This is a genomic window from Mycobacterium mantenii (assembly GCF_010731775.1).
Lineage (GTDB): Bacteria > Actinomycetota > Actinomycetes > Mycobacteriales > Mycobacteriaceae > Mycobacterium > Mycobacterium mantenii.
In genome coordinates this window covers 3,596,371-3,610,133 of the sequence record NZ_AP022590.1, presented here as the reverse complement: position 1 = coordinate 3,610,133, position 13,763 = coordinate 3,596,371, and the positions used below count along the sequence as shown (strand labels likewise).

Annotated in this window: 12 protein-coding genes, 1 tRNA gene and 1 pseudogene; 8 read left to right on the top strand and 6 right to left on the bottom strand. The window is 66.8% G+C overall.

Going from position 1 to position 13,763, the window contains the following annotated elements; all coding sequences use genetic code 11:
* Nucleotides 1-13: 13 nt before the first annotated feature.
* The 3 genes from grcC1 to G6N50_RS16195 all read left to right on the top strand — a co-directional run bounded on the left by grcC1 (nt 14) and on the right by G6N50_RS16195 (nt 2,268).
* Nucleotides 14-1,021, top strand: a complete 1,008-nt coding sequence (grcC1, locus tag G6N50_RS16205; protein ID WP_083093173.1) for a nonaprenyl/(2E,6E)-farnesyl/geranylgeranyl diphosphat synthase — start codon at nt 14-16, stop codon at nt 1,019-1,021.
* A gap of 99 nt (nt 1,022-1,120) precedes the next feature.
* Nucleotides 1,121-1,984, top strand: coding sequence for a zinc metalloprotease HtpX (htpX, locus tag G6N50_RS16200; RefSeq protein WP_083093174.1), 864 nt, complete (start codon nt 1,121-1,123; stop codon nt 1,982-1,984).
* 41 nt (nt 1,985-2,025) lie between these two features.
* Complete coding sequence (locus G6N50_RS16195) at nt 2,026-2,268, top strand: helix-turn-helix transcriptional regulator (protein ID WP_083093176.1); 243 nt, start codon at nt 2,026-2,028, stop codon at nt 2,266-2,268.
* Between the two features lie 164 nt (nt 2,269-2,432).
* Here G6N50_RS16195 and G6N50_RS16190 read toward each other — a convergent pair whose 3' ends face one another.
* Both G6N50_RS16190 and G6N50_RS16185 read right to left on the bottom strand, forming a co-directional pair.
* Entirely contained in the window at nt 2,433-3,983 is a 1,551-nt protein-coding gene (locus G6N50_RS16190) for a SulP family inorganic anion transporter (protein ID WP_083093177.1), read from the bottom strand.
* 243 nt (nt 3,984-4,226) lie between these two features.
* Complete coding sequence (locus G6N50_RS16185; protein WP_083093179.1) at nt 4,227-5,252, bottom strand: NAD(P)H-dependent glycerol-3-phosphate dehydrogenase; 1,026 nt, start codon at nt 5,250-5,252, stop codon at nt 4,227-4,229.
* Between the two features lie 172 nt (nt 5,253-5,424).
* Between G6N50_RS16185 and G6N50_RS16180 the strand changes: the two genes are divergently transcribed.
* Nucleotides 5,425-6,840 carry a trypsin-like peptidase domain-containing protein gene (locus G6N50_RS16180; RefSeq protein WP_083093180.1) on the top strand — a complete coding sequence of 472 codons (1,416 nt, stop codon included), beginning with the start codon at nt 5,425-5,427 and terminating at the stop codon, nt 6,838-6,840.
* A gap of 11 nt (nt 6,841-6,851) precedes the next feature.
* Here G6N50_RS16180 and G6N50_RS16175 read toward each other — a convergent pair whose 3' ends face one another.
* Both G6N50_RS16175 and G6N50_RS16170 read right to left on the bottom strand, forming a co-directional pair.
* Nucleotides 6,852-8,363, bottom strand: coding sequence for a flavin-containing monooxygenase (locus tag G6N50_RS16175; RefSeq protein ID WP_083093182.1), 1,512 nt, complete (start codon nt 8,361-8,363; stop codon nt 6,852-6,854).
* A gap of 105 nt (nt 8,364-8,468) precedes the next feature.
* On the bottom strand, nt 8,469-8,960 hold the full coding sequence (locus G6N50_RS16170; RefSeq protein WP_083093183.1) for a YajQ family cyclic di-GMP-binding protein: 492 nt from the start codon (nt 8,958-8,960) through the stop codon (nt 8,469-8,471).
* Between the two features lie 69 nt (nt 8,961-9,029).
* Between G6N50_RS16170 and G6N50_RS16165 the strand changes: the two genes are divergently transcribed.
* From G6N50_RS16165 to G6N50_RS16155, 3 genes are all read left to right on the top strand, one after another.
* Nucleotides 9,030-9,113, top strand: a tRNA-Tyr gene (locus G6N50_RS16165).
* A 156-nt stretch (nt 9,114-9,269) separates the two neighbouring features.
* On the top strand, nt 9,270-11,210 hold the full coding sequence (locus G6N50_RS16160) for a putative alpha/beta hydrolase (RefSeq protein WP_083093185.1): 1,941 nt from the start codon (nt 9,270-9,272) through the stop codon (nt 11,208-11,210).
* A 95-nt stretch (nt 11,211-11,305) separates the two neighbouring features.
* Nucleotides 11,306-11,779 (top strand): LppA family lipoprotein, encoded by a 474-nt coding sequence (locus G6N50_RS16155; RefSeq protein ID WP_083093186.1) that lies wholly within the window; start codon nt 11,306-11,308, stop codon nt 11,777-11,779.
* A gap of 9 nt (nt 11,780-11,788) precedes the next feature.
* Here G6N50_RS16155 and G6N50_RS16150 read toward each other — a convergent pair whose 3' ends face one another.
* Nucleotides 11,789-12,736, bottom strand: a complete 948-nt coding sequence (locus G6N50_RS16150) for a DMT family transporter (protein ID WP_264028738.1) — start codon at nt 12,734-12,736, stop codon at nt 11,789-11,791.
* Between the two features lie 133 nt (nt 12,737-12,869).
* Between G6N50_RS16150 and G6N50_RS16145 the strand changes: the two genes are divergently transcribed.
* Nucleotides 12,870-13,370: a hypothetical protein gene (locus tag G6N50_RS16145; protein WP_083093189.1), complete on the top strand. Its 501-nt coding sequence runs from the start codon at nt 12,870-12,872 to the stop codon at nt 13,368-13,370.
* A gap of 9 nt (nt 13,371-13,379) precedes the next feature.
* On the opposite strand, the pseudogene G6N50_RS16140 reads toward G6N50_RS16145, so the two are convergent.
* Nucleotides 13,380-13,760: pseudogene (locus G6N50_RS16140) on the bottom strand (molybdopterin dinucleotide binding domain-containing protein); the annotation flags it as partial.
* Nucleotides 13,761-13,763 lie beyond the last annotated feature (3 nt).

Here is a 13,763-nt window from a genome sequence, read left to right as displayed (position 1 = left end):
GTATGTTGGTCGCGTGAGGACTCCGGCGACGGTGGTGGCGGGCGTTGACTTCGGCGACGCCGCTTTCGCGGCGACCGTACGGGACGGTGTCGGGCGGATCGAGCAGCTCATGGACACCGAGCTGAGTAGCGCCGACGACATCATGACCGAGTCGCTGACGCACCTGTTCAAGGCCGGCGGCAAGCGGTTCCGGCCGCTGTTCACCGTGCTGTCGGCGCAGATCGGCCCCGACCCGGACAGCGTGGACGTGACCATCGCCGGCGCCGTCATCGAGTTGGTGCACCTGGCCACGCTCTACCACGACGACGTGATGGACGAGGCGGAGGTTCGTCGCGGCACACCCACCGCGAACGTGCGCTGGGGCAACAACGTCGCGATCCTGGCCGGGGACTATCTGTTCGCCACGGCATCCCGGTTGGTCTCGCGGCTGGGGCCCGAGGCGGTGCGGCTCATCGCCGAGACGTTCGCCCAGTTGGTGACGGGACAGATGCGCGAGACCCGCGGGTTCGTCGAGGGATCCGACCCGATCGAGCACTACCTCAAGGTGGTGTACGAGAAGACCGCCTGCCTGATCGCCGCGGCGGGCCGGTTCGGCGCGATGTTCTCGGGTGCCGACGCCGATCAGGTAGAGCGGCTGAGCCGCCTCGGCGGCATCGTGGGCACCGCGTTCCAGATCTCCGACGACATCATCGACATCGACAGCGACTCCCATGAGTCCGGCAAGCTGCCCGGCACGGATGTACGCGAGGGCGTGCACACCCTGCCCATGGTCTACGCGCTGCGCGAACCCGGGCCCGAAGCGGCGCGGCTGCGTGAGCTGCTGGTCGGGCCCATCGACGACGACGAAGCGGTGGCCGAGGCGCTGACGCTGTTGCGGGCATCGCCGGGGATGGTCAAGGCCAAGCACTCGCTGCAGGAGTACGCGGCGCAGGCCCGCCAGGAGCTGGCCGTGCTGCCGGATGTGCCCGGCCGGCGCGCGTTGCAGACGCTGGTCGACTACACCATCAGCCGGCACGGGTAGCTGCGGGCACGCCCCGCGGAACCAACACGGCGGTCTCGGGCGTTCAATGAGCTGTAATCGGCAATACCCGCGCTCCCGAGTGTTCCGAGGAGGACACCGATGACCTGGCATCCGCATCACAACACGTTCAAGACGTTCGCGTTGTTGGTTGGCATGTCCGCGTTGATCGTGTTCGTCGGCTCGCTGTTCGGCCGGACCGCGATGTTCCTCGCGGTGCTGTTCGCCATCGGCATGAACGTCTACACGTACTACAACAGCGACAAGCTGGCGCTGCGGGCCATGCACGCGCAGCCGGTATCGGAAGTGCAGGCGCCGGCGATGTATCGGATCGTGCGTGAACTGGCCACCGCCGCGCACCAGCCGATGCCCCGGCTGTACATCAGCGACACCAACGCGCCCAACGCGTTCGCGACCGGACGCAACCCCCGCAACGCGGCGGTCTGCTGCACCACCGGCATTCTGGACATCCTCACCGAGCGCGAGCTGCGCGCCGTGCTGGGGCACGAGCTTTCCCACGTCTACAACCGCGACATCTTGATCTCGTGCATCGCCGGGGCGCTGGCGTCGGTGATCACCGCGCTGGCCAACATGGCCATGTTCGCCGGCATGTTCGGCGGAAACGACCGCGACGGCGAGAATCCCTTTGCGCTGCTTCTGGTTTCGTTGCTGGGCCCGATTGCCGCGACGGTGGTGCGGTTGGCGGTGTCGCGGTCACGCGAATACCAGGCGGACGAGTCGGGCGCGGTGCTGACCGGCGACCCATTGGCGCTGGCGTCGGCGCTGCGCAAGATCTCCGGCGGTGTGCAGGCGGCCCCGCTGCCGCCGGAGCCCCAACTGGCCAGCCAGGCGCACCTGATGATCGCCAACCCGTTCCGGGCGGGCGAGCGGATCGGGTCGCTGTTTTCCACCCACCCCCCGATCGAGGACCGGATTCGCCGGTTGGAGTCCATGGCTGGGCGGTAGGCCCCGATCGCACGTACCATCGGACTTGGATGTGATGTGCGATGACTGAACGCGACTCGATGGACATTCACGAAGCCGGGCTGGCGCTGGATCTGCCCGACTTGATCTTCGAAACACGCGCCGGTGCCGGGATGAACCAGGCCCAGCTGGCGCAGGCGCTCGGCACCACCCGCGAAGCCGTCGCCGCGTGGGAGGACGGGACCGAGGTGCCCCGCGTCGACGTGCTGCATCGACTGGCGCAGGTATGCGGCAAGCGGCTGCATATCCGCATCGACGTGGACTGACCGTTGCAGGGCGCTCTTTCCGGGGAATGAGTGAGCTCCGATTTCGATAGCGCATGCGCTATCGGATTCGAGGCAACCCACATGGTCCCCAGAGCCGCGCCGGGGCGCGCCAGCAGGACCGGGGTTAGCCGGGTCAGCCGGGCCGCGCCAGTCGGCCAACCCATTTACGCTGCGGCGCCGGGCCTTTCGGCTTCGACCAAGGGCTCCTGCACGTCCCGCCTGCCCGTCGCGATCACACCCCGGATGTCAACCGTGCCACCGGTCGCCTCGTGTTGAAGCTGCCAGTCGGTAATCGTCTGGTGGGCAGCGTGATCGAGGTAATGGACCGCAATGGCCACCGTCACCGTCGCGCCCTGCGGGACCGCCGCCAGCACCCGCGTCAGCCTCGGCAGCGCCAGGAAGGTGCACGCCGCGCCCTCGATGCTCACCCGCCAATCGTCGTCCACCGGCGTGGCATCGATCTTGGCCCGGATCACCCGCCATCCGGTCAGCGTGATGGCCAACGCCAGCCCGATGATGACCCCGTGCAGCAGGTTGAGGAAGATCACGCTGACGGCCGTCACGACGTACACCGCCAGATCGCCGTGCTTCATTGCGGTTTCGATGTGGGCCGGCTTCAGCAGCTGAACCCCGATGACGATGAGCAGACCGGCAAGGGCGGCGGTGGGGATCTCCTCGACCAGCCCGGCGAACGGGATGGTGAACAGCAGGATCCAGACACCGTGCATGATCGCCGAGGCTCGGGATTTGGCGCCCGCGTTGACATTTGTCGAGCTGCGGACGATGACGCCGGTCACCGGCAGTCCGCCGATGGTGCCCGACACGATGTTGGCGGCTCCCTGCCCCACCAGCTCGCGGTTGAAGTCGGTGCGTGGCCCGTTGTGCATCCGATCGACCGACACCGCCGACAGCAGGCTCTCGACGCTGGCGATGAGCGCCACCGTGATCACCCCGATCGCGAACGCGCCCCAGTTGCCGTGGGGAAGGTCGGGCAGCTGCAGCGCGTCCAGCGGTGACCCCTCGAGGTCGATTCGGCGCACCTGAAATCCGAAGACCACCGAAATCACCGTCACCGCCACGATGGCGACCAGGGGACCGGGAATGCGGCGCACCTTGGCGGGAACCCAGCGCCAGGCGACCAGGATCGCGATCACCAGCACCCCCAGGATCACCCCCGGCCGGTGCGCGCCGACGATCTGGCCCGGTAACCCGACGAGGTTATGCCAGGCCGTGCTCTTGGATTTCCCGCCGAGCAACACGTGCGCCTGCTGCAGGGCGATTGTGATGCCGATGCCGGCGAGCATGGCGTGCACGACGACCGGTGAGATCGCCAGGGCGGCACGGGCAACACGGCTGAGTCCCAACAGAACCTGTACGACACCGGCGGCGACGGTGATCAAGCATGTTATGCCCCAACCGAAATCGGAAACCAGGTCGGCGACCACCACGGTCAGGCCGGCCGCCGGGCCACTGACCTGCAGGGGGGATCCACCCAGCGAGCCGACGATGATCCCGCCGACGATCGCGGCGATCAGGCCGGCGAGGACCGGGGCGCCCGAGGCGATCGCGATCCCCAGCGACAGGGGAAGCGCGACCAAAAACACCACCAGTGATGACGGCAAGTCGTGCCGGATGATGCCGCGCAACCAAGTGATACGCGGCGCGCTGCCGCTCTGTCCCCGGGATCTTTCGCCCGACTGTTCAACGTTGTGCATCGGTCGCGTCCCTCGTTAGGTGTTAGCGGGGGATGTTCCGATATCCGCCCCATCGTGCGCCCATTACCTCTTCGTAACGCGCTGGCGTACAGCCGATTACGACGGACCGACCCGCAGGATCGCGCCCGGAAACCACTGGCCGCCTGGACTGACGGTATTTTGCTGGCAAAGCGGCGGTCAAGCCGACGGGCCCTGCCCATAGAGAACGCAAAGATTTGAATTACCTGGTGTTAAACCACCGGGTCAGAAGCCGGAGCCGTACACCTCATGACCGGGCACCTCGGCGATCAGGCCCCGATAGGCCTCCTCGACGGTCGAACCGTGGTTGATCACGGCATCGACCTCGCGGGCGATCGGCATGGTGAGGCCGAATTCGTTGGCGAATTCCATGATCACGCTGGCGGCCTTGACGCCCTCGGCGACCTGGTTCATCGAGGCGATGATTTCGTCGATTGGCTTGCCCGCCCCCAGTTGTTCACCGACGTGGCGGTTGCGGCTGCGCTGGCTGGTGCAGGTGACGATGAGGTCGCCCAGGCCGGCCAACCCGGGGAAGGTATCGGGATTGCCGCCCAGGGCGACGCCCAGCTTGGTCATCTCGCGCAGCGCACGGGCGATCACCAGCGCCCGGGTGTTTTCCCCGATGCCCAGCGAGTAGCCCATCCCGACCGAGATGGCGTAGACGTTTTTCAGCGCGCCGGCCATTTCCACCCCGATGACGTCATCGGTGGTGTAGACGCGGAACCGGCGGGTGCGGAACAGGCCCGACAGCCGGGTCGCCAGGTGCTGGTCGGGCATCGCCAGGACCGCGGCGGCGGCGTAGCCCTCGCCGACCTCGCGTGCGATGTTGGGCCCGGCCAGGATCCCCGCCGGATGACCGGGCAGCGTCTCCTCGATGATCTGCGACATCCGCATGTTGGTGCCCTGCTCGAGGCCCTTGACCAGCGACACCACCGGTACCCACGGTCGCAGTTCCTTCGCCAGCTCGCTCAAGACCCCCCGAAAGCCGTGGGAGGGAACGCCCATCACGACGACGTCGGCGCAGTTCGCCGCCTCGGCGAAGTCGGTGGTGGCGCGCAGCGTGTCGCTCAGCACCACATCGTTGCCCAGGTAGCGGCTGTTGCGGTGGTTGTCGTTGATGTCGGTGGCGGTCTCCTCGGAGCGCACCCACTGCAGCGTCGGCCCCCGACGCGCGCAGATTGATGCCACGGTGGTGCCCCAGGAGCCGCCACCGAGCACAACGACATTGGGTTCGCGCTTCTCAGATGCCATGGCGATCAGCGTATTGCCGACATCTGCGATTTAGAAGCAGTTCACGAAGTCGCGCCCGCGTACAGCGCGGATCCGGTCGAAACCAAGGACCTCATGCCTGGGGACTTCGGCCCCTACCCCAACCGCCCGGGGTGCCGGATTGTCAGAAGTGGACTCGACGCGAGGAGGAACGATGCCCTTACGTGCTCGTTGTGGCCGGGCGCTGGCATTGGTGTCGGCGGCTGTTCTGGCGGTGTTGATCACCTCGCCGGGCATTGCGACCGCCGACGACCGCCCCCAGGCCAACCCGCAGGAGAGGGCCGCGGCCATGATACGGCCGGCCGTCATGTATCTGGGTGCGCAAGCCTATGGCATGGTTCGGCTGCCCAACGGGCGCAACCTGTCTCAGCTCGGTGAGGGGACGAACATGCCCTTCATCGCAACGTGGAGCTGCACCGCGTTCGTCGTCAATCCCGACGGTTGGGTGGCGACGGCGGGTCACTGTGTCGACCCCGAGACCGCCAAGCAATTGATACTCAAGCGCGCCGCAGGTGAGTACATCAGTGAGTTCCCGGACGCGCCCGAATCGCGGGACCCGGCCGCGGCCGCGGACTGGCTGGCCAAAAACGCAAGGGTTGAAGGGGACTCCGTGGATGGCGGGCCGCAGATGAGCGTGACGCTGGTCTACGGCAGCGGGACGAACGTCGCCGGCAAGCTTGCCGCCAACGTGGCGGACTTCCGGCCCCTGAGCAAAGGCGACGTCGCTTTGCTTAAGCTGGAGAAGCGCAACTTGCCGTCTTCGGAGCTGGCCACCGATGCCGATGTCAGCATTGGGACCCCGATTCTCGCGGTGGGTTACCCGGAAAGCACCCGGAACATCACCGGTCCTTCGCTGGATCCGACCAACAAGAGCGGGACGGTCAGCAAGAAGTCGATGATGGGCCCGGCGTCCGAGTACGAAATCGATGCGCCGGTCACCGAGGGCATGAGCGGTGGACCCGCCATTGAGCTCAACGGCAAGGTGATTGGCATCAGCAGTTTCGCTCCGGCCGGTGAGCCGCAGCCCTTCAACTTCGTTGCGCCCGCGGACAGCCTGGCGGCGATGATGGCCGGCAAGGGCGTTAAGGCTCGCCTGGGACCCGCCGACGTCTACTACCGGAAGGGGCTCGACCACTATTTCGCGGGTCACTACACCGACGCGATCGACGATTTCGACACGGCTCTGGCGCTGTCACCCGATTATCCCGGCCTTGCCGGACTCAAGACGAACGCGGTCAACCTGCGCCAGCAGTACGGCGATCTGTCCGCTCTCAGCGGTGCGCCGCTGGTGTGGTACACCGTGGGCGGCATCGTCCTAGTGCTCGCGGCCGGCGCCGGGTTGACGATTCTGTTGATGAAGAACCGCTCGGGCGCGGGTGAATCGGCCAAAGCGTCCGGGTTGCAGCTAGTCACCGCCGTTCCCGGGAAATCGGCTGGCGCCGAGCCGGATACGGCGACCGAACCGCACTTCTGCTCAAGCTGCGGAGCGCAGCATCATCCCGCCGAGAAGTTCTGCCCGAACTGCGGTAACCACATCCTGCTCGGCGAATCCGCGTTGGGCACCAAGTAAATTTGTCGGGCCTAGCCCGCCAGCGGGGCGGGCTCGGCGGCCCGACCGAACACCATCGCCTCCTCGATGCGGTCGAAGCGGTAGTCGATGGCGTCGGCGAGATAGTTCTGCCGCACGTTCCACGGCCGCTTGGTGCCGGACTTCGGCAACGCGTGCAGAGAGCGCAGCACGTAGCCGGCGTTGATGTCCCACGATGGCTTCTCCGTCATCGGCTCGTTGCCCCGATGCGGGGCGGCGTGGGTGTAGCCGTGAGAGGCCATATGTTCGATGAGCTTTGCCGTTGCCCGGGCGGTGATGTCGGCACGCAGCGTCCACGACGCGTTGGTGTAGCCCACACACCAGAACAGGTTCGGTACGTCCTCGAGCATGTGCGCCTTGTACACGAAGCGATCGCTGGTCTTGATCTCGTTGCCGTCCAGGCTGATCGCGGCCCCGCCCAGCGCCTGCAGCTGCAGGCCGGTGGCGGTGACAATGATGTCGGCGTCGAGGTGTCCGCCGGACTGAAGCGCGATGCCGGTCGCGTCGAAATGGTCGATGTGGTCGGTGACCACCTCGGCGCCCCCGGCGGTGATGGCGTTGTACAGATCGGCGTCGGGGATCAGGCACATCCGCTGGTCCCACGGGTTGTAGCGCGGCTTGAAGTGGGTGTCGACGTCGTAGCCTTCGGGCAGGCTACTGATGGCCTTGCGCCGCAGCAGCCACCGCACCAACCCCGGCGCCTTGCGCGACAAAGCAAAGAACACCGCTTCGGTCAAGGCGCTGTACATGCGGACCACGAGATGAGCGGGCTTGCGGGGCAGTAGCTTTCGAGCGATCGCGGCGACGTTGCCGTACTTGGACGCTGAAATGAGATAGGTGGGCGAGCGCTGCAGCATGGTGACCTTGGCGGCGCGGTCCGACAACGACGGCAGCAGCGTGACCGCGGTCGCCCCACTGCCGATCACCACGACCTTCTTGCCGGAGTAGTCGAGGTCTTCGGGCCAGTGCTGCGGGTGCACCACGGTGCCTCGAAATTCCTCAATGCCCGGGAACTCCGGCGTGTAGCCCTCGTCGTAGTTGTAGTAGCCGCTGCCGAAGAACAGGAAGCGGCAGCGGTACAGCGTGCGCGCGCCGTTCTGCTCGACGGTGACCGTCCAGGTGTCGGTGGCCGAGTCCCAGTCCGCCGAACGCACGTAGCTGTTGAATCGGATGTGGCGGTCGATGCCGTACTTGCGTGCCGTGGCGACCAGGTACTCGCGGATGTGCACGCCGTCGGCGACGCCCTCTTTCCGGGTCCACGGCTCGAACGGGAAGGACAACGTGAAGATGCTGCTGTCCGAGCGGACCCCGGGGTAGCGGAACAGGTCCCACGTCCCACCGATCTGCGTGCGCCGCTCCAGGACGGTGTAGGTCAGGTGCGGATTGCGCTCGGTGATCCGGTAAGCCGCGTCGATGCCGGAGATGCCGGCGCCGACGATGATCACGTCGGAGTAGCCGGCCTCGGTCGCCCCGCTATCGGCGGCTTCCTGGGGAGTCACGGTCATCGTGAACCTCGCTCAAATTGTGGGACTGGTCACTAGCGTAGAGACCCACCGGTTGGTCGGGCTAGTAACTCGCGAATCCGCGCCACTGCGTGTGGATCGCGCCGGTCAACGGTAGTTGACGAATTGCAGCGCCACGTCCAGGTCGGCCTGCTTGAGCATCGCGATCACGGCCTGCAGATCGTCACGCTTTTTGCTGGTGACCCGGATTTCGTCGCCCTGGATCTGGGTTTTGACGGCCTTGGGGCCGTCGTCGCGGATCAGCTTGGTGATCTTCTTGGCATTCTCGCTGCTGATGCCCTGCTTGAGGGTGCCGCTGATCTTGTAGGTCTTGCCCGAGGCCTGCGGTTCGCCGGCGTCGAAGGCCTTCATCGAGATGTCACGACGGATCAGCTTCTCTTTGAAGACGTCGACGGCCGCCTTGACGCGTTCCTCGGTGGACGACGTCAGCTCGATAGCCTCGTCGCCCTTCCAGGCGATCGTGGTGTCGGTGCCGCGGAAGTCGAACCGGGTGGCCAGCTCCTTGGCGGCCTGGTTGAGCGCGTTGTCGACCTCTTGGCGATCCACTTTGCTGACGATGTCGAACGATGAGTCCGCCATGCATTCCGTCCCTTCACTTGGTGATAGGCGTTTGTGCTTTGTCTACTCGCTCGTTGTAACCTGTCTGGCGGCAGGTTGCCCGAGCGGCCAATGGGAGCGGACTGTAAATCCGTCGCGAAAGCTTCACAGGTTCGAATCCTGTACCTGCCACCACCAGGTCAGGGGCCGTTTACCCCGACCGCAACGGGGCGCCGCCACGCCGGTGGTCTCCTCGCAGCTGAATTGATTCGCGGGCCTGCGGCGGTAACCTTTTTCCCAGCGCGGAAGGGGTAGCGATGTTTGTCGGTCAGGTGGGCGGCTGACAATCCCATGCAGCTCCGGTACCTCAGCATCCCGGCGCTGATCGCGGCAGCCGGTGGCGACCCGTGGGCGATCAACCAAAGCCTGCAAGCCGGCAGCCCGCTGCAGATCTCCAACCTCGCGGAGGCCTTTCGCAAAGCGGGCGTGTGTACGACGGAGAGCAACAACGCGTTCGAGCAGGCTCGCACCCGCTTCGAGGCCGCCTGGAACCACCAGGACGGCGGCCATCCGATCAACGACTCCGACGAAGTCCAGCGGGTAGCGAAATCCCTTGGGGCGCAGTCGTTGCAGTTGCCCAAGATCGGTGTCGACCTGGAAACCATCGCCGCGGTGCTGGCCGAGGCGCAAAAAGCCGCGGCCGGCCAGATCGCGACGCTGGAAGCCCAGCTGCAGGAGCTCGACGATCTGATCGGTGAAGCCGACGAGATGGAGGGCGACGAGGGCCTCACCGCGGCCGACATCGATGCGCTCGAAGCGCTCATCGCCAAGTGCGAAGACGACGCCATCCGCGACACCAAAGCCGCGCTGGGCCGGCTGCAGGCGACCCGCGACGGCTACTCGAACGCGTTGCAAAACGCCTTGGGGGCGCTGCACAGTGATGGGTACGACCCCGCAGGCATCCAGGCGGTAGAGGGGCCGCTGTCACCTCTGCCCGCGCTGCCGGATGACCCCAAGGAATTCGCGCAGGTGTGGAACTCGCTGACGTCCCAGCAGAAAGACGCTGAGTACCAACACAATCCGTACATCGGCAACCGCAACGGGATGCCCGCGGTGGACCGCGATCACTACAACCGGCTCACCCTCGGCACCGAGTTGAACGGCGCTCAGACCGCCGCCGCCCAAGCCGACGCGCTCAAGGCCCAGCACCCGGATTGGGCGCAGGGCAAGAACATCCCTCCGCCGAACGAGCCGGGCGCGATCTTCGACGATCGCCTGGCGTACGAGGCGTGGCAACGCCAGTACGATGCCGCCCGAAACGGGGCCAAGTACCTGCCCGACCTCCAAGCGGTCGACAAGGCCGTCAAAATGAGCCCGGATCGGAAACTCATGTTGCTGGACACCAAAACTGGCAAGCAAGCCCGCGCCGCCATCGCGGTCGGCGACCCCGACACCTCCACCCACGTGTCGGTCACCGCGCCCGGCCTCAACACCACGGTGCACGGCGCCATCGGCAGCATGTCGGACGAGGCGACCCGGCTCAGAAGCGAGGCGCTTCGGCAGCTGAGCCTAGCTCCAGGCCACGAACACGACGCCGTCTCGGCGATCGCGTGGATCGGTTATGACCCGCCGCAGGTGCCCGGCCTCGACGAGCTCGGCAAGTCGCTGGCCGGCGGGTGGGGCGTCAGCCACGACGACATCGCCAGGGCCGGCGCCCATGACCTCGCCGGCTTTTACGACGGGATACAGGCCGCCCACCACGGGGGCCCCGCCGATCTCACCGCGATCGGACACTCCTACGGGTCACTGACCACCGGCCTGGCCCTGCAAGAGCCCGGCGACCACGGCGTATCGCGCGCACTGTTCTACGGATCGCCCGGCATCGAGGCGTCCACGCCGCAACAACTGCACCTGCAGCCCGGCCACGTGTTCACCATGGAAACCCCCGATGACCCGATCCAGTGGACCTACGACGGCCCCGCCATCGCCCACACGGTGGCCCCGTTCCTGCCACCGCCGTTGAGCACGCTGGCCGAAAGCGTCCTGGGCGCTGCCGACGCCAGCGGCGCCGGCCACTTCGGGCCGAACCCGGCCACCAACCCCAATTTCACGCACCTTGCGACCGGGGCAGCCACGGTGCCCGACGGCCACGGTGGCACCCTCAACCTGGTTGACGCGCACGGGCACAGTGACTACCCCCGCTTTCCCGACGGCGGAGGGACCAGAACGACCAACTTCAACATCGCGGCCGTCCTGGCCGGACTGGGCGATCAGGCGGTGCCGCAGAAATGACGAACAACCAAGTGACGAGCACCCCGAGACCGCGACGCCTCCGACTCCTCCTGGCCGCCCTGGCCGTCACCGCACTAGCCGCAACAGGATGCCATGTGAACCAACCCCACGACCCCGCCCCGTCCACGGACCCCGCCAAGGCCCTGGCGACGCTGAAATCCCTGCCCTCGTTCGAGGACACCCAAACCCAGGTGCAGGCCGCGATGGCCGAAATCACTGCGGCCGCAAGCAAATTGATTCCTTCGATCAGCTGGGAGACCCCGCACGAGGGCTCGGGTCTGGGCTGCGAACGACCCTTCGATCACACCGACGGACGGGGCTACTTCCTGCCGGATGAGGTGGCCGCGAACGTCGCGGTCTCCGAGCAACAATGGGCGATCATCCAGGAGACCGCCAAACAGGCCGCCGCCAAACTCGACGCCACCGACATGCAGGTCATGCACGACAACCCGGGCAACCACGACGTCGGCTTCTACGGCCCGACGGGAATCTTCATCAAGGTCGGCTATCGGGGAAACCTGGTCGTCTCCGGCTATACCGGCTGCCGCCTACCGCGTGACAAGAAATAGCTCCGAGCCTTAATCGCGGTGATCGCGCCCGCCGCTCGCCCCGACGGCCGCCAGCGCCGCTTCGTCGCGCTCCGACGGCACGGCGGGCGCCTCGGCCGCGGCGTCGGCGTTGTCGATCACCTGGCTACGGCCCAGCGCGACCGTCGCCGCCACCATCGCCGCCACCGCGACGACGAGGACCAGTGCCGTCACGCTGCCCACCGCCAAATGCTCACCGAGCACGATGACACCGAGCAGGACGGCGACGACCGGCTCACCCACCAGCATGATCGGCACCGACGCCTGCAGCGCGCCGGCGTGAAACGCCGAGTTTTGCACCACGGTCACGGTCACCGCCAGCGCGACCAGCACGTACGGGGCGGGGACGATCAGCAGCGCATGCCAGCCGCCGACCGAGTAGCGGTGGGTGCAGACCTTGGTGACGACGGCGATCATGCCGAGCAGGACCGCCACCGCGGCCCCCAGCAGCGACGCGCGCACCCGTCCGGCGGCGCGGTGGGCGGCGATGACGCACGCGATCACCGACGGCACGGTGATCGCCAGGGCCAGGGCCCACGCCGGCAGCGGGGGACGGCCGTGGCCTTCGCGCGGCTGGCCCACCAGCAGGAAGATCGCCAGCGCGGCCGTCAGCAACATTGCCCAGCCCCACTGGACCCGGCTGATGCGCTGGTGGCACAGCGCCGCACTTAGCGGCAACGCGAACAGCAGCGACGACACCAATAACGGCTGGACGAGCAGCAGGGATCCATGCGCCAACGCCACGGCCTGAAACACATAGCCGGCGACGGCGGCAAAGGTCCCCGCCCACCACAGCGGTTCGCGGGCCAACGTGGTCGCCATCGTCGCGGACATGGCCTCATCACCGGGAACGCGGTGGGTGGCCCGCTGCCGCACGACGATTCCCACCGCAGCCCAGAATGCGGAAAGCAAAGCTGAGAAGATTGCGACCGCATGCATTGTTACCCACCCCATGCCCGGATGGATACCCCTGACCTGGGCGCGGTTAACTCACTGTGTCGGAAACGATCCATCCCCGCCTACCCTGTATGGCCGAGGAGTCAGCCCCGATCGGGGCCGATCGAAAGGAAACATGCTGCGTAGCAAAGTAATCACCATAGTGGCGGTCGTCGCGGCCATCGCGTCCGCGGCGCTGACATTTCTGCCCTGGATCGACTTGAGCCACTTGGGATTCCCCATCCGGTGGAATGGCCTTGGCATCTACGACGGCGAGGACGCCGAACACTATGGCCCCATGCTTGCGGGCATGGTGAACAGCACGCCGGGATGGATCGTGCTGATCGCCGCGATCGCGGCCGCCGGTGCGTTGCTTGCCGCAAGGCGGGTGCGCCGGCTGGGGCTCGTCGCGTGCGGCTGCGCAGTGGTCGCATTTGCCGTCGCGGTTTTGTGCCTGGCGTATCCGGCAGTGCTGGTCGGCGGCACCAAGGAGGAGTTGGGTGCGTCCGGGCTGGCGGCCCGGGACTTTGTGAACTCGAGTGCATTGATCGCCGAGGCCGTGGCCACCGGTGTGCTGGCGATCTGCGCCGCGCTCGTCGCCACCGGAACGAAAAGCGCTGCGGACAAAGCTGATTGAGGGGCCGATCTAGGCGGGGTGCAGGCTGACGGGTATCCCGGAGTAGCGCACCATGCCGGTCACCACGTCGATGTCGTCCTTATTTGTCAGGCGGTTGACGTTGGCCACGTGGTGGCCGTGCGGGATCGACACCGCCCCGCGCCGAATGGCGTCGTCGACCTTCGCGATTCCGGTCAGCTCTCCGCTGGCGCTGCGCACCGTCACCTTCTGGCCGTCGATCACTCCCGCGGCGGCACCGTCATCCGGATGAACGAGGATCTCGGGGGCCTCGCCGAGAAAATCGAGCTGCCCGTTGAGCTTTCGGCGCTGCCGACGCGGCACCATCACCAGGGGCGCCGGTGGTTGCAGGGCCGCAAGCTGGTCGACCAGCAGCGGCGGCGCCAGGCGGCCATG